Raw genomic sequence first — 20,745 nt, 5'->3', positions numbered from 1 at the left:
GAGACGCCCACGTATGACGCGGATTACGACTTGATGGAACAGATCGCCGACGCGATCGATGACTGCGGCACGGACCAGGAAGAGCTGTTGACCACGTTCGCTTCCCAGGTCGCGGGCCTGCCGATCTTCGCCGGATAACCCAAGAGGGGGCCACACGTATGTCGGGTGCACTCAGACGCAACGGGGACGAGATCCTCGACGCCCTCGATAACGCCGTCATCAAGATGCGACGCGCGTTCAAAGAGCGTTCCGAGACCCAGTCGACACACATCCGGCGCACCACGAGCGATAACCGCGACTTCGACGGATCCCACACTGACAGCGACCCCGGCACCGGGCCGGGCGACCACCACGGACCCTCAAACGGTGGAAACAGCGGCGGCAGCGGTTCCGATCCGCGACTCGACGGTCTCGTCAATGACGGAACGATTCACCAGCGAGGCGACGGGAGATACCAGCTCTCCTCTGAAGTCAGGCCGCACAAGCCGTTCGCCAAGAACGACAATCACTCGCAACGGGAGTTCGACCGCCAGCTCGGCATGCAGGAGGCGGGCATGCGCGATCTCACAGCGGACGAGTTCTTCAGAAATCGAAACGGCTACAGGGCTCGCCAACGAAACGGCGGATCCGGACGGACGGACGCTGATCTGCAGGCTGCTGAGCGTGCACGGCTGATCAGCGAGGGGCACAACGGCGACGGCCAGGACGTGCTGCATGGTCCGGATCAGGTTGCCGGCGGTCATTCCGATCGGTTCGATGGTTTCGGAGACAGAGGCGTCAACCGTTCGCTCGGGGCGCAGTGGAAGGGCCGCATTGGACGTATGGAGGATGAGATCGTCGATCTGACGTCTCTCATCCCCGAAGAGCTGCTCGGCCGTATCCTTCTGAACGTACGATTGACCTGACAGCCGAACTATCGACTTCCCGACGAGGACAGTATGACGAAATTCGACCTGGGCCTTCCGGCGCAGCGCTTCGTTGCCGCCGCCAACTCCCTCACCGTAGATGATTGGACGACGGTGGTGATGCGCGGACGAGACCTGGGGGAGAAGAAGCGCGAGACTATCGGGGCGGTGGAGAACTCGATGTCGGCCGCGGAACGCTCAGCCCTCGAAAAGCGTGCGGTCCAGTCGATCGGAGCCGAATTCGGCGCCGCGCTTGACGCGTTGCCGCTTCGCGTCGTCGGTCAGGCTCAAACCGCCTACGAAACGGCCGTTTTCGCGCTGCAGAAGCGCGACAAGCTCGCACCCGAGGTTCTCCGCACGTGGTTCGATCCGTTCGAGCTCGTGGGTATCCGACTCGACGTTCTTCTGGGGGAGGACGAATGACCATCGAGTTTGCCGAGTTCGACGCACACGCGCCCATCTCGAACGACACGATCGCTGCGTTCGAGGCGACAGCGCCCGACGGTGCCGCTGAGATGTGGCGCACGTGGGGCGCGGGCGGCATCGGCGACGATGGCTTCGTGCGCGTCGTCGACCCCCAACGCGCCGCCGACATGCTCGAGGGTGTCATTCCGCTCCCCGACGGGGCCATAACGATGTTCGTCACTGGCATGGCCGATGTCATCGCATGGGCGCAGGGTGCTTTCATCTTCTACAAGCTCCGCGGCGGCACGATCCACGTGATCCCCGAGAACGTCACCCTCGAAGGGCTCACGCGCCTGTTGCAGGACGGCTCCACCCTCGACGCCCTGTTCGAGCGGGCGCCCTACCGTGAAGCGGCTGGGCGCGACGGCATCCCCGCCCACGAAGACTGCTACGGCTACGTTCCTCTGCTGGCGCTCGGAGGATCTCCCGCGAGCTCGAACCTGCAGATCATGGGCGCGTACGAGCACATGGCGATCATCATGCAGCTCGCGGGTACTCCCGAGGTCGTCGGCTACCTCTACGACCCGGCCTGACCAGTATTCGCCGCTCGCTATCAATCGGGGGCGGCGTCGAGGTGCTCGTGCCCGACGGCACCGTCGACACGAGCTTCTTCCGGCTCGTGGCTGAGCCGACCATTACCGCGTATCGCGACCCGCGCCGACGTCACGGCCGCGCTCGGAACCCCGCAAGAGTCGCTCGCCGACGTGGATCTGTACACCGAACGCGGCCGGTTCGTCATGTTCAACTACACGGACGACACCGTCACCACGATCAGCATCGCCCACGTACCCGCGGGCGACTGAAGTCACGGGCGTCCGTCGAGTCGGACCCCGCGAGACGCCCTCACTCCGCGGCAGCTGGCGCGGAGCCCGCGGGAATCCAACCCAGCGGATCCGACGCCAGCGCGCCGGGTCGCCCAGAATGGGCCGATCCCGCGCGAGGTCATCGAATACGCCAACTCCTTCGACCCTCCGATCATCATCCGCGACCCGAGCGGTCACGAGTACAATTAGGCCGCGATGTCACCGAGCTATTTCTACGCGACGCAGGTCTCCGCGCGACCCGAGTCCGACGACCGCGAGTGGGGTCTGTACTTCACGAAGAACTCGCTGACCGAAGACGAGGCCCGGGCTCGATACGGACGCGACCCCCGCGATCGTGAGAACGGATTCATCGGCGTCGTCCGCCTGGCAGATGGTGAAGATCGCCCGCGCTCCTACCTGCGCGTCGGGCCGCGTGCGAACGGCATGGAACTCGAGAAGCTGAACCAGCACGGCACCGTGGTCGCGTCGTACACGTGGCGTGCGTATGCGGAAGGCGAACAGCAGGAGACTCCATCGACCGAGCGCGTGTTCCTCGGCACGATCGCGTATTACGGGTATCCCGACGAAGACGGCTTCTGGCCGCTGCGCAAGAGCATCGGCAGCGTTATGACGATCTTCCGCGAGAACGGCTACGTCAAGGAAGACACGAACCAGCGCGCCCCGATGGGTGAAGCTGACGCGGTGACAACGCGCGAGTTCGAGGAAGTCGATGTGTCGGTGAACTGGTTCGACATCCCTGAGTTCGGTGACTGGGAAGCGTTCTTCCACCCCGAAGGCGAGTGAGCGCCGCGGTCAGTCGGCGGCGTGGTACTCGGTGTCCTTCGACTTCCAGTAACCCTTGATGATCGCGCGGTCGGTGTCGACGCCCCAGCGCGCGGCGAGCGCGCGTGCGGGCTTCACGATCGACTTCTCCGCGGCGACGAACACGAACGGATCCTCGCCCGGCTTGTCGTCGGCGTCCAGGTTCGCGATCGCGTCGGCGAGCGCCGTGCCCGGGAACGCGGATCCGCGGTTGATGTACTCGACGGGAACGGGCGCGTCGATCGCCATCTGGTGGCCGGCGTTGCGGACCTCCACGAGGATCACCGCGGGCGCGCCCTCGGGGATGAGCGCCGCGTAGCGACGGATCTGCGCGACCGCCGTCTCGTCGCCCGCGAGCAGCCATCCGTCGGGCGAGCCCGAGATGATGCGCGAACCGCGCGGGCCGCCGATGCCGATGACGGATCCGATCGGTGCGTGCTGCGCCCACGCGCTCGCGACGCCCTCGTCGCCGTGCAGCGCAAACTCGAGGTCGAGGTAGTGCACGCCCTCGGGGTCGGTGCCCCACTCGAGCGGCGTGAACTCGCGGCTCGGCGCCTCGCGCATCTCCTCGACCGAGGCCGGGGGCTGCTCAGGCAGGAAGATGCGGATGTGGTCGTCGTGACCCGCGGACCCGAAGCCCTCGAGCTCATCGCCCGTGAGTCGCACCCTGACGTACGAGTCGGTCAGGTGCTCGCGCGATGCGAGGGTCGCGCTCCGGAAGCGCAGGTCGAGGCTCTGCTTCTCGAGCGAAAACGATTCGGTCACGGGATTGGACGACGTCATAGAACTTAGGTTAGCCTACCTACAGCCGAGTGAGGCTTGCCTAACTTCCTGCAGCGGGTGCGTTCAGCCACCGTCGCACACTCGGATCCCCATCCATGAGAGCGCGTTATTCGGCGTGCCCTCAACAACGCTGGAGCGAACCCATGAAGCTGATCCGTCCGCTGGCCGCACTGTCCGTCGTCGCCGCATCCGCGCTCGTCCTTGCGGGCTGCGCATCGAACGCGGACGAGGCGGAGGCCGCCGTCGGCGGCGAGGGAGCGGGCGAGACCGTGTCGTTCTCGTTCCAGAACAACACGGCGGGTGAGGACGAGGATCCCGTGTACGAGGACGTCACGGTCGAGGTGCCCAAGAACCCCGAGAACGTCGTCATCTTCGACATGGCCTCGCTCGACACGTGGGGCACGCTCGGCGGTGCGCCGGTCGTCGGGGCCCCGCTCGACTCGGTGCCCGACTACCTCTCCGACTTCGTCGCGGACGACGCCATCAACGCGGGCACGCTCTTCGAGGCCGACCTGCTCGAGATCGAGGCCGCGCAGCCCGAGCTCATCATCGTCGCGGGCCGCTCGGCGACGCTGTACGACGCGCTCAGCGACATCGCGCCGACGGTGAACCTGTCGTCGGAGGGATCCTTCCAGGAGACCCTCGAGCGCAACACCGCGTTCCTCGGCGAGGTGCTCGGCGTCGAGGACGAGGCCGCCGACGCGGTCGCCGACATCGAGGCGCAGATCGACGAGGTCACCGAGCTCACGGCCGACATCGACAGCGGCCTCAGCGTGATGGTCTCGGGCGACAGCCTCAGTGCGCTCAAGCCGTCCGAGGGTGACTACTCGGGCCGCAACCTGCGCGGCGGCCTCGTCTACGACGTGTTCGGCGTCGCCCCCGTCACCGACGACATCGAGGGCGCGACCCACGGCGAGCCCGTGTCGTTCGAGTTCCTCAAGGAGTACGACCCCGAGTACCTGTTCGTCACTGACCGCAACGCGGCCACGGGCGAGGAGGGGACGCAGTCGGCCGAGGTCGTGCTCGATAATGAGATCGTGCATTCGACGCGCGCGTCGCAGGACGACCACATCGTCTACCTCGATCCGGTTGCCTGGTACGTCGTGTTCGGCGGACTCGAGACGGCGCAGATCATGATCGATGACATGAAGGCAGGCGTTGCCTGAGCTGACTTCCGCGAAGAGCACCCTCACCCGGCGAACCTGGGTGGGGGTGCTCATCGCCGTGCTGATCGTGCTGCTGGCAGGCGTCAGTCTGTTCATCGGCGCGTCGAGCGAAGTCACGGTATCGGGCGTCGCCTCCGGCGATGACGGCGCGCTGTTCCTGCTCGCGGCCAGCCGGGTCCCGCGCACCGTCGCGCTGCTGCTCTCCGGCGCCGCGCTCGGCATCGCGGGCCTCATCATGCAGATGCTCGTGCGCAACAAGTTCGTCGAGCCGTCGACGACCGGCGTGACCGAGTTCGCGTCGCTCGGCATGATGACGGCGCTCGTGCTGTGGCCGGGGATGGCGATCCTGCCGCGCATGGCGTTCGTCTCGGTCTTCGCGCTGCTCGGCACGTGGGTGTTCCTCCGGATCATCCGCTTCGTCCCCGTGCGCACGCTCGTGCTCGTGCCGCTCGTCGGCATCATGCTCGGCGGCGTCGTCGGCGCGGTCACGACCTTCTTCGCGTACCGGCTCGACCTCCTGCAGGCGCTCGGCCAGTGGATGCAGGGATCGTTCGCGACCGTCATGCGCGGGCGCTACGAGTTTCTCTGGATCGCGGCGCTCATGATGATCATCGCGTGGATTGCCGCCGACCGCTTCAGTGTCATCGGGCTCGGCGAGGAGTTCGCGACGAACCTCGGGCTGAACTATCGCCGCGTCGTGGCGGTGGGCATGGTCATCGTCGCGGTCATCACGGCCTGCGTGCTCGTCACGGCCGGCGTGCTGCCATTCCTCGGGCTCGTCGTGCCGAACATCGTCAGCCTCATGATCGGCGACAACGTACGCCGCTCGATCCCGTGGGTCGCGGGGCTCGGAGCGGTCTTCGTCGTCGCCTGCGACATCGTCGCGCGCGTCGTGCGATTCCCATACGAGATGCCCTTGTCGGTCGTCGTCGGCATCGTCGGTGCCGGTCTCTTCCTCTGGCTGCTGTTGCGAAGGAGGGGACGTGTCCACTGACGTTATCGCCGAGAAGCCGCGCCTCTGGCGCCGCCCGGGCGCGCGGATCCTCGCCCTTGCGGGCGTCGTCGCGCTGCTCGCGGCGCTCTACCTGCTCACCGACGTTCCCGGATCCTTCCTGTTCGCGGCGAAGGTGCGCGGGCTCACGATCGCGGCGATGGCGGTCGTCGCCGTCGCGGTGGGGGCGTCGACGGTCGTGTTCCACACGATCACGCAGAACCGCATCCTGACCCCGTCGATCATGGGCTTCGACGCCTTCTACGGCCTGATCACGACGCTCATGGTGTTCCTGTTCGGCGCGGCCGGCTTCCTCTCGGCCGACAGCCTGCTGCTGTGGATCCTGCAGGTCGTCGTGATGGTGGCGTTCAGCGTGTTCCTGTTCACGTGGCTGTTCGCCGGCAAGCGGCGCTCGATCCACCTGATGCTGCTCGTCGGAATCGTGCTCGGCACGTTCTTCCGCAGCTTCACCGAGTGGATGCAGCGCATGCTCGATCCGCTCGATTTCCAGGTCGTGACCGATGCGATGTTCGCCTCGCTGACACGACCGGATCCGACGCTGCTGACGTTCACCGCGGTGCTCGTCATGGGCGCGTGCGCGGTGCTCGTGCCCCTGCTGTCGCAGCTCGACGTGCTCACGCTCGGCGAGCCCGTCGCCGTCGGCCTCGGCGTCAATCACCGCCGGCTCGTGATGATGCTGTTCCTCGTCGTGTCGGTCATGGTCGCGGCCTCGACCGCGCTCGTCGGGCCGATCATGTTCTTCGGGCTGATCGTTGCGAACCTGGCCTACTCGTATGCGGGCAGCTTCCGGCACCGCTGGACGCTGCCGACCGCCGTGCTGCTCGGGCTCTTGTGCCTACTCGGCGGGCAGCTCGTGATCGAGCGGATGCTCGGATGGAACGGCACGCTCTCGACCGTCATCGAGTTCGCGGGCGGCGCGTTCTTCCTCTACCTCGTTCTCAGAAAGGGGGCGCGATGATCGTGCTCGAAGGCGCGACAAAGCGCTACGGCGGATCCACGGTGCTCGATGACGTGACCACGTCGTTCGGCGAGGAGGGCGTCGTCTCGCTCATCGGTCCGAACGGCGCCGGCAAGTCGACCCTGTTCGGGCTCGTGGGGCGACTGATCGCGCCCGACGCCGGATCCGTGTCGGTCGACGGTCAGGACGTGCGCATGGCGTCACCGGGCGAGCTCGCCCGCACGATCGCGGTGCTGCGCCAGGACAACCACATCGCCGCGCGGCTGACGGTCGAGGATCTCGTGGAGTTCGGCAGGTTTCCGCACTCGCGCGGGCGGCTGACCTCGGTCGATCGCGACAAGATCGAGGAGGCGCTGGCGTATCTGTCGCTCGGCGACCTGCGCACGCGGTTCCTCGACGAGCTGTCGGGCGGCCAGCGGCAGCGGGCATTCATCGCGATGGTGCTCGCGCAGGATACGAAGTACGTGCTGCTCGACGAGCCGCTGAACAACCTCGACCTGAAGCACATGACCGAGATCATGCGGCTCATCCGGCGCATGGCCGACGAGCTCGGCAAGCGCGTGGTCATCGTGCTGCACGACATCAACTTCGCATCGACCTACAGCGACCGCATCGTCGCGATGCGAGACGGCCGGATCGTCGCCGACGCCTCGCGCGATGCGATCATGCGCCCGGAGGTGCTGCGCGAGGTCTATGACACCGAGGTCGAGGTGCGCGAGATCGACGGCAAACCCGTCGCGCTGTACTACTCCTGAAGCCCGCGGCGCGGCTCAGTACCAGTTCACGGCCTGGCTGTGGCCCCAGGCCGAGCACGGAACGCCGTAGGCGCGCGAGATGTAGTCGAGGCCCCAGGTGACCTGGGTGGTGGCGTTGGTCTCCCAGTCGTCGGCGACCGTGGCCATCTTGCTGCCGGGAAGCGACTGCGGGATGCCGTACGCGCCGCTCGACGGGTTCGACGCCTGGTAGTTCCAGCCCGATTCCTTGGTCCAGAGCGAATCGAGGCACGCGAACTGGTCGTCGCCCCAGCCGTACGTGGACATCATGATGTCGCGCGCGCTCGCCTTCGCACCCTCGACGGTGTTGGCGGCGGCCTGAGCCTCGGCGGCGGCTGCGGCCTCCGCCTCGGCGGCCGCAGCTTCCTCGGCCTGCTGCTTCTCGCGGGCCTTCTGCTCGGCCTTCTCCTTCTCGAGTGCCGCCTGCTCGTCCTCGTACGCCGTCATGTCGTCGGTGACCGATGCCACCTCGGCTTCAGTCTTCTCGGCTGCATCCACGGCGACCTCGTCGGGCATCGACTCGTAGCCCTCGAGGTAGTCGACGTATCCCGTGAGGGTAGACGCGTCGACGGCCTCCGTGTCGGCGCGCTCCAGCAGCGCGTTGGCCGAGTCGATGACGTCCTGCGCCTTCTCCGCGGTCTCGGCTGTCGCGAGCTGCGTCTGCGCGGCTTCGCTCTGGGCAGGGGATTCGGTGGCGAAGGCGACGGTTCCGCCGCCGATCGCGACGATGCCGACGGCCGCTGACGCGAAGATGCCGATGCGACCCCGGCGGCGCTCGCGCTCCTGACGGAGGCGGCGCACGTGGTTGGGGCGCGGGTACGGGGTGAGCAGGGGGAGCTTGTCAGAGGTCATACAGTCGTTGGTCCAGAGTCGTATCAGCGGATGGCGCACGGACCCGCAGATCGCGGTAGGTCGCAGACGACTGTGGCTCGACCGGAACGCCAGGTGCCGAGGATGTAACGAGAATCTGAATGATTCCGAAGAAGCGCCCCGATTTCCGCCGATTTCGGCGGGTGGGGCGCCGAAAAAGGCACCGAACCTGAGAGCGGGGGCGGATCGGCGCGGATCGGCGTCAGGATGCGGATCGGTCGAGCCCGCGATCGTTTATAACGAACAGATAACGACTTCGTTCTCTGAGTTTGCTTTGAGAGCGGTGGGAGCGGTCAGATCTCGGTGCCGTCGTCGTCGCGATCGTAGATGCCCTGGTTGCCGCCGCGCTTGGATGACATCGCGATGAGGGCGCCGACGCTGACGAGGACGCCGAGCGCGACGCCGAGCCAGACGTTGCTGAGGATCGCACCCACGAGCACGGCGAGCGCGAACAGACCGATCGTGATCAGGACCTTGCGAGCGCGCATACGATCATTGTCTCTCAGCGCGAGCGATGATCCTCCATGTGCAGGCGGGGAGCGCGTCGCGGTTCGCGGACGCCGGAGGCGAGGATCAGTCGGATCACGCGCTGGCGCTGCCACTGCCACGGTGAGAGCAGGTCGAGCATGCCGTCGTCATCCACGCGCGCGCCCGCGAGCGCGTACCCGACCTGGTGCGAGAGGTGTACGTCGCCGACGCTGACGGCGTCGGGATCGCCGAGCGCGCGGATCCGCGTTTCAGCCGCCGTCCACGGCCCGACGCCCGGGAGCGCGAGGAGGCCTGCGCCGTCGCCACGTCGAGCGGCGCGCTCGACCGCGTCCGCGCGAGCAGACGCGGCGGCGAGCGTCTTGGCCTGGGGTGGCTCGAGGCCGGCGCGGTGCCACTCCCACGACGGGATCCGCCGCCACACGTCGGGCGGCGGTGCCGCCCGCATCGGCGAGGGGGTCGGCCCGGGCGCGCGCTCGCCGCGCCACGTGACGAGGCGTCGCCATGCCCCGAAGGCCTGCTCGATGGTGACCTTCTGCTCGATCACCGACTGGGCGAACGCATCGAAGACCGCGTCAGTGTGGGCGAGCCGCAGGCCGGGATTGCGCCGGTGCGCATCGGACACGAGCGGGTGGAGCGACGCGTCGAAATCGCTCGCGTCGTCGAGGGCTCCGCATAGCGCGGGCACCTGCGTGAGTGCGTGCTCGGCCGCGGGGCCCCATGCGGCGGCCCGCACGGATCCGTCACCCTGCTGCGCGAGCGCGAGCGTCGCGATGCCGCTCGGCGTGCGCGTCGCGCGCCAGATGACGCCGTTGTGGAGCCGCTGCGCCGGATCTCCCGGGCCGCGCTGCAGGCCGCCCACGCTCGCGCGGAGGTCGAACGGACCCCGCGGGCGGTAGATGGTCTGAACCGGGCGCATGGGAACACCGTAGGTGGAAGCACTGACATTGCGCCGCGTGCGACGCCGCGACGTGAAGATCCGTCAGGAAACTGGCGATGATCCGGATCGTGCCCGAATCCCACCGAATCTCACGCCGTCAGATGCGGTCGGGCGACGGTGCGCCGACGCCGTAGCGGATCGTGACGTCGGCGTGGCGGTCGAAGCGATATCCGATGCCGCGCACCGTGCGCACGATGTCCTCGTATCGGCCGAGCTTGGCGCGCAGACGCCGGACGTGCACGTCGATCGTGCGCTCACCGGGGGCTTCGTCGTCACCCGCCTGCCAGAGCGAGTCGACGAGCTCGATGCGTTCGATCGTGCGGCCCTCGCGGAGAACGAGGTACTGCAGCAGCTCGAACTCCTTGTAAGTGAGGGCGGCGTTCTCGCTGTCGATCGTGACGCGCTTGCGTGAGATGTCGACGGTTACTCCGGTCGCGGTGTCGCGCGCGGGGGCATCCGATTTCACGCGAGCGACGGCGCCCGGCTCCTTGAGCGCGAGGCGGACGACGTCGATGTCGCGCCCGCCCGCCGTCTGCGGGGCGAGCGCGACGGCGGCGTACGTCTCGGCATGCGGCGACAGATCCGCGATCGTTCGGCGCAGCGCATCGACCAGGACGTTCAGCGTGACGCCGTCCCCGGCGGCCGCGGCTTCGTCGAGCCCGACATACAGGGCGAAGCCGCGCGGCTCTGTGCCGACGGGAAGCTGAGGGGGTGTTTGGTCGTTCACGATGCGGCCGATCTTGCGCGGCGAAGTCTGTTGCTCACGCAGTGAGGGTACCGCGCGCAGGTGGTTGGGACGGGGCGGACGGGCGGTCAAAGCAGTCATGTCTTACTCCATGATGCGTGCGGATCCGCGCAGAGGGATCCGCAAGAGATGTCGTGAGAGTGCGCCTCACGGGGGAGACGCGGGGAGTGATCCGATCGGATCTGAAGGCGCGAGCAGGGTTCTCAGCGACACATTCGACAGCGCACGACCACGCATCCGGGCATCATCGCACCGGTAGCTCCGTTCGCCTCCAGGGCGGACAGAACGAGCGTGTGGGTTGTCATAAGTCTTATTTTGGTGTCGGGCGTCAGTGTGTGTCAATGTGTGACGGCCTTCGTGACGAAACATGTCGGCAGATGACGCACAATGGATCTGTGACCGACGACTTCAGCTTCACTGACCAGACCGATGCCTCGCGATTCGAGCTTCGCGCGGGCGGCGAGCTCGTGAGCGTCCTCGACTATCGCATGAACGGCGACACTGTGGCCCTGACCCGCGCGTTCACGAACCCGGCCAAGCGCGGCAGCGGATACGCGGCGGTCGTGACCGAGCGCGCGGTCGACGCCATCGAGCAACAGGGGCGCAAGGCGCTGCCCGTGTGCTGGTACGTCGCCGATTGGTTTGACGAGCACCCCGAGCGCGCGGGCGTGCTCGCGGCGTAAACGAGCGTTTACCGGATGGCGTCGAGGGGGACCTCGGCGGCAGGCCCGACGGGATTGACGACCAGGCCGGCCATCTCGTCCTGGCGGGCCGACTCGACGATCTTCGCGAGCGTCGTCGGCTGCGCGACGGCGTCGGGCTGCCATGCCCAGAGCTCCGCGGGGCAGGTGAAGACCGCGTGCAGAACGGATCCATCGTCGCGCGTGGCGCTCGCGACGTTGTAGCCGGTGACCTCGCCGGCGTCGTCGGTAACGGGGATCCCTCCGACGTAGACGACCGATTCCTTGAGCAGCTCGATGAAGCCGGCGAGGTCGTGCCCGCTGTCGACGAGGGCCGCGGCGAGTTTCGCGGCGTCCTCGCGGCTGTCGCCGTACGCGCGCTCGATCTCATCCCGGTAGGCGACGAAGGCGCCGTCGGTGCCGGCGTCGATCGCGATGCCGTCGTGCCCCTTGAGCGACTGGGCGATGACGCCCGCGGCAGGCTGCGCCAGTGAGCGAGCCACGGTGCCCGAGGCGAACGCCTCGAGCCGAGGGTTATCGGTGAAGGCGAGCAGCAGATCCTTGCCATCACCGTCGCTCACGCTCGTGAGCGCGAGCTTGTCGCCCTCCTGCATGGGGTTCTCGGCGTCCTGGAACTCGGAGTGCGAGATGTCGAGCAGCAGCCACCCCGCGACCGCGCGGCGCAGCACGTCGCTGTGGGTCTGGGCGGTCTTCTCGGTGGCCCAGGCGGTGAGGGCCTCCTGGACACGGGCGTTCTCGACGATGTTCTGCGGAGACATGGTGTCAAGGGTACGCGGGGGAGTCGAGCACGGAGGGCGAGGTCACACAACCTGGAGCGTGACGACCGCGGCCTGAAGACGCCCCATGGACCCGCAGCGCGCCTATCGCCGCCCGATCCCGAACAACCCGCGCACCACGCCCGAGACGACCTGCTTCGTCATTGACGATCCGAGTACCTGCTCGAGTGCCGACTTCGGGCGACGCCTCGATGACGTGCGGGTGCGCGTCGATCTTTCGTGCGCACGTTCGGCCTTGTCCTGTTCCTTGCGGGCCCGCTTAGCCGCTTCGGCCTGCTCAGCCACCTCGGCGGAGCGGCGCTCGGCATCCTCCGCGGCACTGATCTTCGCCGCGAGGATCTCGCGCGCAGACTCCGGATCGACGCGGTCGCCGTACGTGGCGAGCAGGTCGGATCCGGAGACGATCTCGGCAATCGTTCCCTCCGGCGCGGGCGACATGAGGCCCTGCGGGGCGCGCACGCGCGTCCACGCGACGGGCGTCGGCGCGCCCTTCTCGCTCATGACGGTGACGATCGCCTCGCCCGTGCCCAGCTCCTGCAGCACGCGCTCGAGGTCGTAGCCCGACGTGGGGTAGGTGCGCGCGGTCGCCTTGAGCGCCTTCGCGTCGTCGGGCGTGAAGGCGCGCAGCGCGTGCTGCACGCGGGATCCGAGCTGGCCGAGCACCTCGCTCGGCAGATCCTTCGGCGTCTGCGTGATGAAGAACACGCCCACGCCCTTCGATCGGATCAGCCTGACCGTCTGCGTGATCGACTGCAGGAACTCGTCGGACGCATCCGCGAACAGCAGGTGCGCCTCGTCGAGGAAGAAAACGAGCTTGGGCTTGTCGAGGTCGCCCGCCTCCGGAAGCACCTCGAACAGCTCGGCGAGCAGGTACATGAGGAACGTCGAGAACAGCGCGGGCTTGCTGGCGACGTTCGGCAGCTCGAGCAGGTTGAGGATCCCGCGACCGTCTTCGGCATGCCGGATGAAGTCGGTCACGTCGAACTCGGTCTCGCCGAAGAAATCCTCCGCGCCGTCGGCCGCGAACGCCGCGAGTTCGCGCAGGATCACGCCGGCCGTCGCCGACGAGATTCCGCCGATCGCTTTCAGCTCGGCCTTGCCGTCGTCGCTCGTGAGGAACGACAGCACCGCGCGCAGGTCGCTGAGGTCGACGAGCGCCAGACCGTTCTCATCGGCGTAGTGGAAGACGAGGCGCAGGCTCGACTCCTGCGTCGAATTCAGCCCCAGCACCTTGCTCAGCAGCAGCGGACCGAAGCCGCTCACGGTCGCGCGCAGAGGGATCCCCTGGTCGCGGCTCGTTTCACGGTCACCGCCCAGCGCAAAGAATGCGGTCGCCGACGCCTTCGGCTGCCAGTCCTGTCCGATCGCGGACGTGCGCGCGCTCAGCTTGTCACTGGCCTCGCCCGGCACGGCGACACCCGACAGATCGCCCTTCATATCGGCCGCGAAGACCGGAACGCCCTTGTCGGCGAGCTGCTCCGCGATGCCCTGCAGGGTGCGCGTCTTGCCCGTTCCGGTCGCGCCCGCGATGAGACCGTGGCGGTTCATCATGCTGAGCGGGATCCGCACCTGCGCGCCGCTCACAACGGATCCGTTCACGACCGCACCGAGGTCGAGCGTCGCGCCCTCGAACGCGTAGCCCGCGACGATCGCCTCCACCTCCTCGGCGGACAGCGGGCCGACAGCCGGCTCGTCTTCGGGTTCCGCAGCCTCTGCGGCCTTCTTCTCGGCCATCGCGAGCGCCGCTTGCGCGGCCTCTGCTTCGGCGCGAAGACGGGCAAGTTCGACGTCTGCGTCAGCGTCCATGGTCGTCAGCATAGCCAGTGCGCGTCGTCGAATGTCAGTGGTCGCGCATACCGTTGTGGCATGCGGATTCTCCACACCTCTGACTGGCACATCGGGCGGTCGTTCCACGGCAACTCGACGCTCGATGCGCTGGAACAGGTGCTCGACGAGCTCGTCGCGCAGGTGCGCGAACATTCCGTCGACGTCGTGATCGTCGCGGGCGACGTATTCGACTCGTCGATGCCCGCCGCCGATTGCTACGGGGTGCTCACCCGGGCGCTCACGGGCATCCGCGAGACGAGCGCGCGCGTCGTCGTCACGAGCGGCAACCACGATTCCGCTGCGCGGCTCGGGTTCCTCGCCCCGCTGCTCGAGGACGGCGTGCACGTGCTCACGGACGCGGCCGTGGTCGGCACCCCGATCACGCTGAGCGATGAGCACGGCCCGGTGCACTTCTATGGCGTCCCGTACCTCGAACCGGCGCTCGTGCGCCGCACCTGGCCCGAGGTCACCCTGCGTACGCAGGGGCAGGTCGTCGGGCATGCGATGAGCCTCGTGAACGCCGATCGAGCCGAGCGCGGCGGTCGCTCCGTCGCGATCGCTCACTGCTTCGCGGCGGGTGTCGAACCGACGCCGCAGCTCGAGCGCGAGGTGCGGCAGGATCTGCGCCAGGGGTCGCTCGACGTCGTGCCGCTGTCCGACTTCAAGGGCCCCGATTACGTCGCCCTCGGCCACATCCACGGGCGCGCCGAGCTTGCACCGCAGATCCGATACTCCGGCGCGCCCCTGCACTACAGCTTCGGCGAGGCGCACAAGCCGCGCGGGTCGTGGCTCGTCGACCTCGACGCCGACGGGGTGAGCGACATCGCGTGGCTCGATCTTCCTGTGCCGCGCCGCCTCACCGTGCTGCGCGGCGAGCTGGAAGACCTCCTCGAGAATCCCGCGCTCGATGCCCACATCGACGACTGGATCTGCGCCGTGCTCACCGACCGCCTGCCCCAGCGCGAGCCGATGCGGCGGCTGCGCGAGAGATTCCCGTACTGCGCGACGATCGACCTGCAGCCCGAGCGCGACGGCGAGGCCGCCGACACGCGAACGTATCGCGAGCGGGTCGGGCGGGGCGTGCCGGATCCGCAGGTCATCGACGATTTCCTCGATCACGTGCGGCGCGGCGAACGCGCGAGCGACGACGAGCGCCAGCTGCTCGCCGACGTGATCTCCGAGCACCGAGCGCAGGCGACCGCATGAGAATCCACCGCATCGACATCGAGGGTTTCGGCCCGTTCCGCGACCGTCAGATCGTCGATCTCGACCGCTACGCCGACGACGGCATCTTCCTGATCTCCGGGCGCACGGGCACGGGCAAATCGAGCATCCTCGATGCGATCTGTTTCGCGCTCTACGGATCCACGCCGCGCTACGACGACGGCGAGAAGCGGCTGCGCAGCGACTACTCGGACGGCACGGATCCGTCGCGCGTCGTGCTCGACTTCAGCATCGGCGAGGCGTCCTGGCGCATCGAGCGCACGCCGCAGTTCGAGCGGCCGAAGCAGCGCGGGGAGGGCACGACGACCGAGCGCTCGACGGTCGTGCTGTCGCGCTGGAACGACGACTGGGAAGCGGTCGCGACGAAGGATCGCGAGGTCGGCGCGCAGATCCTCGAGATCGTGGGCATGAACGGCCAGCAGTTCCAGCAGGTCATTCTGCTCGCGCAGGGGCGGTTCGCGAGGTTCCTCCTGGCGAAGAACGACGAGCGGCAGAGGCTGCTCCGGTCGCTGTTCGGCACGCACCGCTTCGAGCAGTACGAGACCGAGCTCGACGCACGGCGCAAGGCCGCAGAGCAGGGCTTGGAGAAGGGCACGAGCGGGCTGCGCGCGATCCTCGATGAGGCGGCGCGTGTGGTGGCAGAGGTGCGCGAGGCGGCGCCGTCAGACGACGCCGATCTGCTGTCGGTGGAGGTCGCGCCCGACGATTGGCCCGCGCGCATCGCGCAGGTCGAGGCCGCGGGCGACGTGGCCGGCCGGCGTCGTGCCGCGCTCGCCGCGGCGGAGGCCGATGCCGACAGGGTGAGGGCTGCCGCCGAGAAGGTCCGCGACGACACGCGCGTGCTCGCCGAGAACCAGCGCCGCCGAGACAGCGCGAGGGCCAAGATCGCGGATCTCGACTCCCGGCGCAGCGAGCTCGACGCTGCGAAGGCCGAGCTCGACGGTGCGCGGCGCGCCGACACGGTGCGCTCCGCGCTCGCGGCGCTCGAACGCGCCGAGACCGACGCCGAGCGGATCACCGTCGCCGCAGATCGCGCGCTCGAGGCATGGACGCGCGCACGCGACGAGTCGGGCGACGTGTTCACGGGCGCCGAACCGCCGGCGCCCGATGCCGTCCCTGCAGACCTCGACGCGTTCGCCGATGAGATCGCCCGCCGCATCGGATCCTGGGAGCCCCTGCGCGTACGCGAGACCGAGCTGGCACGCGACGCCGACGGCATCGAGGCTCGTCGAGAAGAGCTCCGCGAGATCGACGAGTCGCTCACCGCGCTCGCGGCGCGGGAGGAGGCACTTCCGCACAGCATCGCGTCGGCCCGGAAGCGGCGGGATGACGCGAGTGCGCGCGCAGCGAAGGCCGAGTCGGTCAGCGAGCACATCCGCGCGCTGGAGGTGCAGTTCGCCGCGGCGCACGATGTCGAGAAGCTTGCCGCGGCGTACGCCGCCGCCGAGAAGGAGCTCGCGGCGGCGAAGGAGAAACGCCAGGCCGCCGAGCACACGCTCGATGAGCTGCACCGGCGACGGCTGGCGGGGTTCTCGAGCGAGCTCGCGCAGCAGCTCGTGCCAGGGGAGCCATGCGCGGTCTGCGGATCTGTCGACCACCCGAGCCCCGCGCCCCTCGGCGACGACCAGGTCACGCCCGACGCGATCGACGACGCCGACGAGCAGCGCACGCTCGCCGTTGCCGCACACGAGGCCGCGGCCGCCGCGCGGCAGCAGGCCGAGCTCGACCTGCGCGAGGCCGAATCCCGCGCGGGCGGGCGCAGCGCCACCGCGGTCGACGGCGACCTGCTCGTCGCGCGCGGGCAGAAGTCCGACGCCGAGCACGCGGCGGGGGAGGTGTCGGCGCTCGATAAGCAGATCGCCGATCTCGAGGCCGCTCGCGACCGGGCGGCGGCCGAGCACCGCGCCGCCCGGGAGTCGCGCGTGCAGCTCGACACCGAAATCGCGAACGCCGTGCAGGCGCATGCCGCGGGCAGTGCAGCCGTCGCCGAGGCCCGCGGACCCTACGAGTCCGTCGCGCTCCGCATCGGGGCGGCCCAGCGACTTGCATCGCAGGCCAGCGCGAGGGCGGAAGCGGCTCGTGACGCGCAGCACGCCGACGCCACGCTCCGCAGCGCGCGCGAGGGGCTCACACAAGCCCTCGGCGAAGCCGGATTCGACACCGCAGACCTGGCGAGGGCCGCCGTGCGCCCGAAGCAGACGATCGATGAACTCGCGACGCGCGTGTCCGAGGCCGAGACCGCCCGCGCCGCCGCGCAGGAGACCCTGACCGAGCTCGCCGCGCTCCGCATTCCGGACGAGCCGGTGGCGACCGCCGAATCCGAAAAGCGCCTCGCGGCGGCGCGCGACGCCCACGTCGCGGCGATCGAACACCGCGGGGAGGCCGACCGCGTTGTGGCGGCCCTACAGGCGGCGTCCGAGCGGGCGACCGCCGCGCACGACGTGATCCGCGAGCAGACCGCCCGTGCGGCCGTGATCTCGGGGCTGGCGAACACCATCGCGGGCCGCGCGCCCAACGACCGCCGTATGAACCTCGAGACCTTCGTACTCGCGGCCGAGCTCGAAGAGATCGTGCAGGCTGCGAACCTGCGCCTCTCCGAGATGAGCGACAACCGGTACACGTTGCGCCACACCGACGGCATCGCCCACCGCGGCGCGGCCTCGGGGCTCGGCATCGAGGTGTTCGACAGCTACAGCGGGCGCGCCCGTCCGCCGCACTCGCTCTCGGGTGGGGAGACCTTCCTCGCCTCCCTCTCGCTCGCGCTCGGCCTGGCAGAGGTCGTGACGAATCGCGCGGGCGGAATCCGCCTCGACACGCTGTTCATCGACGAGGGCTTCGGCTCGCTCGACGCCGAGACCCTCGAGACCGCGATGCGCACGCTTGACGATCTGCGACAGGGCGGGCGCACGGTCGGGCTCATCAGCCACGTCGAGGTGATGAAAGAGCAGATCCCCGCGCAGCTCCGAGTTCGCCGGGCACCAGGCGGGTGGAGCGTCGTCGAGCAGTAGTCTGGAGGTATGAACACTTTCTGGACGATCCTCGGCGTTGTCATCGCCGTCGTCATCGCGTTCGTGCTCGTGAACGTGTTCTTCACGGTGATGTTCTGGCTGTTCAAGCTCTTGATCGTCGCCATCGTGGCGGTGGTGGTCTTCGCGCTCATCCGCCGGGCAGTCGCGAAGCGCGACTGAGCCCCGGTTCCGTCGGATCCCGCTCGGGGGACGCTCCGATTCCGTCGGAGATATGGCCATCTCAAGGCCGAAACGGCATCGGGGCGGCATAAGTTCCGACGCAACCGAAACCGGCCGCGAGGCGACTCCGACAGAACCGGGCGCTACTTCTCGGGGAAGACCCGATCGAGCTCCGCGATCCACGCCCGCGCGTTCCCGTCGCTCGGTGCACGCCAGTCGCCGCGCGGCGACAGCGAACCGATCGGCGAGACCTTCGGCCCGTTCGGCACGGCCGACCGCTTGAACTGTGCGAACCCGAAGAACCGCTTGATGAAGACCCGCAGCCACCTCGTCACCGTATCGAGGTCGTACTCGGGGCGCGAGCCCTCCGGGAACCCAGCCGGCCACTCGCCGCGGGCCGCGTCAGCCCACGCGTGATGCGCGAGGAACGCGATCTTCGACGGTCGCGCGCCGTGCCGCAGGATGTGCGCGAGCGTGAAGTCGTGCAGGTTGTACGGGCCGATCGAGTCTTCCGTCGACTGCGTCTTGCCGTCTTCGCCCGCGGGCACGAGCTCGGGGGAGATCTCGGTTTCGAGCACCGACTGCAGCACCTTCGCCTCCTCATCGGTCACGCCGGTCCCGTCGGCGATCACCCACCGGATGAGGTGCTGGATCAGCGTCTTCGGCACACCGCTGTTGACGACGTAGTGGCTCATCTGGTCGCCGACGCCGTACGTCGACCACCCGAGCGCCGCCTCCGACAGGTCCCCGGTGCCGACGACGATGCCGCCGTGATGATTGGCGAGACGGAAGAGATAGTCGGTGCGCAGCCCGGCCTGCACGTTCTCGAACGTGACGTCGTAGACGGGCTCACCGGATCCGAACGGGTGGCCCATCTGGGTGAGCATTTCGGTCGCGGCCGGCCGGATATCGACCGTCTCGAACGAGGCGCCGACGGAGGCCGCGAGCGCCTCGGCGTTCGCGCGCGTGTGCTCGCTCGTCGCGAAGCCGGGCATCGTGTAGGCGAGGATGTCGCTGCGCGGCCGATTCATCCGGTCCATCGCGCGCGCGATCACGAGCAGCGCGTGCGTCGAGTCGAGGCCGCCCGAGACGCCGATGACGGGCTTCGGATTGCCGATGGCCGTGAGTCGCTGGACGAGCCCGGACACCTGGATGTTGAAGGCCTCGTAGCAGTCCTGCGCAAGCCGGGCCGGATCATCGGGCACGAAGGGGAACCGGTCGACGGCGCGCCGCAGCCCGACGTCGTCCTTCGGCGGGCGCAGGGCGAAGCTGATGCGCCGCGTTTCGCCGCCCGTGGCGCGCCTGTTGTCGTCGAACGTGCCCTGTCGGATCCGCTCCTGCCGCAGGAGGTCGAGGTCGACGTCGGCGATCGAGAACGTGCGTTCGGTGGGGAAGCGCGGTGTCTCGGCGAGGAGCGCGCCCGCCTCGTAGATCATCGTCTGGCCGTCCCATGAGAGGTCGTTCGTCGACTCTCCAAGACCGGCGGCCGCGAAGGCATAGGCCGCAAGGCAGCGCATCGACGCCGACTCGACGAGCGTGCGACGATCGTCGGCGCGAGCGATCGTGATGGGGCTGCCCGAGAGATTGAGCAGCACGGTCGCGCCGGCGAGGGCCGCGTGCGACGACGGCGGGATCGGTACCCACATGTCTTCGCAGACCTCGGCGTGCACGACGAGCCCGGGAACGTCGGCCGCCTCGAACAGCAGGTCGGAGCCGAACGGAACCTCCTCGCCTCCGATGCGGATGGTGCCGCGCTCGCCGTCGCCCGACGCGTACCAGCGGCGCTCGTAGAACTCGCGATACGTCGGGAGGTAGGACTTCGGTACGACACCGAGGATCTTGCCGCGGTGGATCGCGATCGCGCAGTTGTAGATGCGCCCGTCACGGGCCAGCGGCGCACCGACGACGATCAGCGGCAGGAACCACTCGGACTCGTCCCGCACCTGCTCGAGCGCCGCGAGCGCACCGTCGAGAACGACGTCCTGCATCACGAGGTCATCGATCGCGTATCCGGTGAGGCACAGCTCGGGGAACACCGCGACGGCGACAGACTCGTCGTCGAGCTCGCGCGCGGCGTCGATGACGGATTGCGCGTTCGCGGCCGGATCCGCAATGGCAACGGGAACGTGGCACGCCGCCACGCGGGCGAAGCCATGACGGTATGCGCTCAGAACATCGAAGTCGATCACGGTCACAGTCTTCCACCTGCAACGCCGCCGTGTCCCACTCGGCGCGGCTCTGGCGCGCTGAAAGCCGCACCACTTGGGACATGGTCGTCGGTTGTCAGGGGTTGCTCGTAGC

At 68.5% G+C, this 20,745-nt stretch carries 20 protein-coding genes; 12 read left to right on the top strand and 8 right to left on the bottom strand.

The genetic code is table 11. The features are described from left to right. Positions 1–224 precede the first annotated feature (224 nt). The 4 genes from G510_RS0103685 to G510_RS0103665 all read left to right on the top strand — a co-directional run bounded on the left by G510_RS0103685 (position 225) and on the right by G510_RS0103665 (position 2,977). Entirely contained in the window at positions 225–905 is a 681-nt protein-coding gene (locus G510_RS0103685) for a polymorphic toxin type 15 domain-containing protein (protein ID WP_169562546.1), read from the top strand. Positions 906–938: 33 nt separating this feature from the next. Then, positions 939–1,328, top strand: a complete 390-nt coding sequence (locus G510_RS0103680; protein WP_029152518.1) for a hypothetical protein — start codon at positions 939–941, stop codon at positions 1,326–1,328. Continuing rightward, positions 1,325–1,903, top strand: a complete 579-nt coding sequence (locus tag G510_RS17400; RefSeq protein ID WP_029152517.1) for a T6SS immunity protein Tdi1 domain-containing protein — start codon at positions 1,325–1,327, stop codon at positions 1,901–1,903. Before G510_RS0103680 ends, G510_RS17400 begins: the two co-directional genes overlap by 4 nt. Before the next feature lie 486 nt (positions 1,904–2,389). Then, on the top strand, positions 2,390–2,977 hold the full coding sequence (locus tag G510_RS0103665; RefSeq protein WP_029152516.1) for a hypothetical protein: 588 nt from the start codon (positions 2,390–2,392) through the stop codon (positions 2,975–2,977). A gap of 9 nt (positions 2,978–2,986) precedes the next feature. Here the strand turns inward: G510_RS0103665 and G510_RS0103660 are convergent, their stop codons facing one another. Further along, on the bottom strand, positions 2,987–3,778 hold the full coding sequence (locus G510_RS0103660) for a siderophore-interacting protein (RefSeq protein ID WP_029152515.1): 792 nt from the start codon (positions 3,776–3,778) through the stop codon (positions 2,987–2,989). A gap of 143 nt (positions 3,779–3,921) precedes the next feature. On the opposite strand from G510_RS0103660, the gene G510_RS0103655 reads away from it, so the two are divergent. The 4 genes from G510_RS0103655 to G510_RS0103640 are packed head-to-tail and all read left to right on the top strand — an operon-like array spanning position 3,922 to position 7,669. Further along, positions 3,922–4,944 carry a siderophore ABC transporter substrate-binding protein gene (locus G510_RS0103655; protein ID WP_029152514.1) on the top strand — a complete coding sequence of 341 codons (1,023 nt, stop codon included), beginning with the start codon at positions 3,922–3,924 and terminating at the stop codon, positions 4,942–4,944. Continuing rightward, the gene (locus tag G510_RS0103650) at positions 4,937–5,938 is read left to right on the top strand and encodes an ABC transporter permease (protein WP_245563223.1); all 1,002 of its coding nucleotides are present in this window, start codon (positions 4,937–4,939) and stop codon (positions 5,936–5,938) included. Before G510_RS0103655 ends, G510_RS0103650 begins: the two co-directional genes overlap by 8 nt. Next, a complete protein-coding gene (locus G510_RS0103645; protein WP_029152512.1) occupies positions 5,928–6,914 on the top strand; it encodes an iron chelate uptake ABC transporter family permease subunit in 987 nt (328 codons plus the stop codon). Before G510_RS0103650 ends, G510_RS0103645 begins: the two co-directional genes overlap by 11 nt. Continuing rightward, entirely contained in the window at positions 6,911–7,669 is a 759-nt protein-coding gene (locus G510_RS0103640) for an iron ABC transporter ATP-binding protein (RefSeq protein WP_029152511.1), read from the top strand. Before G510_RS0103645 ends, G510_RS0103640 begins: the two co-directional genes overlap by 4 nt. Before the next feature lie 15 nt (positions 7,670–7,684). On the opposite strand, the gene G510_RS18645 is transcribed toward G510_RS0103640, so the two are convergent. The 4 genes from G510_RS18645 to G510_RS0103620 form a co-directional block, all read right to left on the bottom strand. Next, positions 7,685–8,539, bottom strand: coding sequence for an aggregation-promoting factor C-terminal-like domain-containing protein (locus G510_RS18645; protein WP_051216274.1), 855 nt, complete (start codon positions 8,537–8,539; stop codon positions 7,685–7,687). A gap of 311 nt (positions 8,540–8,850) precedes the next feature. Next, positions 8,851–9,045: a hypothetical protein gene (locus G510_RS0103630; RefSeq protein ID WP_029152509.1), complete on the bottom strand. Its 195-nt coding sequence runs from the start codon at positions 9,043–9,045 to the stop codon at positions 8,851–8,853. Positions 9,046–9,059: 14 nt separating this feature from the next. Continuing rightward, positions 9,060–9,962: a DNA-3-methyladenine glycosylase family protein gene (locus G510_RS0103625; protein WP_051216271.1), complete on the bottom strand. Its 903-nt coding sequence runs from the start codon at positions 9,960–9,962 to the stop codon at positions 9,060–9,062. A gap of 118 nt (positions 9,963–10,080) precedes the next feature. Further along, positions 10,081–10,809, bottom strand: a complete 729-nt coding sequence (locus G510_RS0103620) for a winged helix-turn-helix domain-containing protein (RefSeq protein ID WP_029152507.1) — start codon at positions 10,807–10,809, stop codon at positions 10,081–10,083. 314 nt (positions 10,810–11,123) lie between these two features. Between G510_RS0103620 and G510_RS0103615 the strand changes: the two genes are divergently transcribed. Continuing rightward, entirely contained in the window at positions 11,124–11,411 is a 288-nt protein-coding gene (locus G510_RS0103615) for a GNAT family N-acetyltransferase (RefSeq protein ID WP_029152506.1), read from the top strand. A gap of 8 nt (positions 11,412–11,419) precedes the next feature. Here the strand turns inward: G510_RS0103615 and G510_RS0103610 are convergent, their stop codons facing one another. Together G510_RS0103610 and G510_RS0103605 are read right to left on the bottom strand one after the other, a co-directional pair. Next, positions 11,420–12,187, bottom strand: coding sequence for an SseB family protein (locus G510_RS0103610; RefSeq protein ID WP_029152505.1), 768 nt, complete (start codon positions 12,185–12,187; stop codon positions 11,420–11,422). Positions 12,188–12,289: 102 nt separating this feature from the next. Further along, positions 12,290–14,011, bottom strand: coding sequence for a helicase HerA-like domain-containing protein (locus G510_RS0103605; RefSeq protein WP_029152504.1), 1,722 nt, complete (start codon positions 14,009–14,011; stop codon positions 12,290–12,292). 60 nt (positions 14,012–14,071) lie between these two features. Here G510_RS0103605 and G510_RS0103600 point away from each other — a divergent pair, with 60 nt between their 5' ends. Genes G510_RS0103600 through G510_RS18485 form a run of 3 tightly spaced genes read left to right on the top strand, consistent with a single transcriptional unit; the run spans position 14,072 to position 18,444 of the window. Then, positions 14,072–15,238 (top strand): exonuclease SbcCD subunit D, encoded by a 1,167-nt coding sequence (locus G510_RS0103600; protein WP_029152503.1) that lies wholly within the window; start codon positions 14,072–14,074, stop codon positions 15,236–15,238. Next, positions 15,235–18,264 carry an AAA family ATPase gene (locus G510_RS0103595; protein ID WP_029152502.1) on the top strand — a complete coding sequence of 1,010 codons (3,030 nt, stop codon included), beginning with the start codon at positions 15,235–15,237 and terminating at the stop codon, positions 18,262–18,264. The genes G510_RS0103600 and G510_RS0103595 overlap by 4 nt, the downstream gene beginning before the upstream one ends. A gap of 9 nt (positions 18,265–18,273) precedes the next feature. Then, entirely contained in the window at positions 18,274–18,444 is a 171-nt protein-coding gene (locus G510_RS18485) for a hypothetical protein (RefSeq protein WP_029152501.1), read from the top strand. A gap of 143 nt (positions 18,445–18,587) precedes the next feature. Here G510_RS18485 and G510_RS0103585 read toward each other — a convergent pair whose 3' ends face one another. Beyond that, on the bottom strand, positions 18,588–20,633 hold the full coding sequence (locus G510_RS0103585; protein WP_036321872.1) for an NAD(+) synthase: 2,046 nt from the start codon (positions 20,631–20,633) through the stop codon (positions 18,588–18,590). Positions 20,634–20,745: the final 112 nt, after the last annotated feature.

This window comes from Microbacterium gubbeenense DSM 15944 (assembly GCF_000422745.1).
Taxonomy (GTDB): Bacteria; Actinomycetota; Actinomycetes; order Actinomycetales; family Microbacteriaceae; genus Microbacterium; species Microbacterium gubbeenense.
The sequence above is the reverse complement of the archived record's forward strand: the minus strand, read 5'-3'. Positions and strand labels throughout refer to the sequence as shown.

Coding starts and splice junctions, on each gene's coding strand:
- G510_RS0103685 (WP_169562546.1), top strand. CDS start 225: ATGCGACGCGCGTTCAAAGAGCGTTCCGAGACCCAGTCGACACACATC.
- G510_RS0103680 (WP_029152518.1), top strand. CDS start 939: ATGACGAAATTCGACCTGGGCCTTCCGGCGCAGCGCTTCGTTGCCGCC.
- G510_RS17400 (WP_029152517.1), top strand. CDS start 1,325: ATGACCATCGAGTTTGCCGAGTTCGACGCACACGCGCCCATCTCGAAC.
- G510_RS0103665 (WP_029152516.1), top strand. CDS start 2,390: ATGTCACCGAGCTATTTCTACGCGACGCAGGTCTCCGCGCGACCCGAG.
- G510_RS0103660 (WP_029152515.1), bottom strand. CDS start 3,778: ATGACGTCGTCCAATCCCGTGACCGAATCGTTTTCGCTCGAGAAGCAG.
- G510_RS0103655 (WP_029152514.1), top strand. CDS start 3,922: ATGAAGCTGATCCGTCCGCTGGCCGCACTGTCCGTCGTCGCCGCATCC.
- G510_RS0103640 (WP_029152511.1), top strand. CDS start 6,911: ATGATCGTGCTCGAAGGCGCGACAAAGCGCTACGGCGGATCCACGGTG.
- G510_RS18645 (WP_051216274.1), bottom strand. CDS start 8,539: ATGACCTCTGACAAGCTCCCCCTGCTCACCCCGTACCCGCGCCCCAAC.
- G510_RS0103630 (WP_029152509.1), bottom strand. CDS start 9,045: ATGCGCGCTCGCAAGGTCCTGATCACGATCGGTCTGTTCGCGCTCGCC.
- G510_RS0103625 (WP_051216271.1), bottom strand. CDS start 9,962: ATGCGCCCGGTTCAGACCATCTACCGCCCGCGGGGTCCGTTCGACCTC.
- G510_RS0103620 (WP_029152507.1), bottom strand. CDS start 10,809: ATGACTGCTTTGACCGCCCGTCCGCCCCGTCCCAACCACCTGCGCGCG.
- G510_RS0103610 (WP_029152505.1), bottom strand. CDS start 12,187: ATGTCTCCGCAGAACATCGTCGAGAACGCCCGTGTCCAGGAGGCCCTC.
- G510_RS0103605 (WP_029152504.1), bottom strand. CDS start 14,011: ATGGACGCTGACGCAGACGTCGAACTTGCCCGTCTTCGCGCCGAAGCA.
- G510_RS0103600 (WP_029152503.1), top strand. CDS start 14,072: ATGCGGATTCTCCACACCTCTGACTGGCACATCGGGCGGTCGTTCCAC.
- G510_RS0103595 (WP_029152502.1), top strand. CDS start 15,235: ATGAGAATCCACCGCATCGACATCGAGGGTTTCGGCCCGTTCCGCGAC.
- G510_RS18485 (WP_029152501.1), top strand. CDS start 18,274: ATGAACACTTTCTGGACGATCCTCGGCGTTGTCATCGCCGTCGTCATC.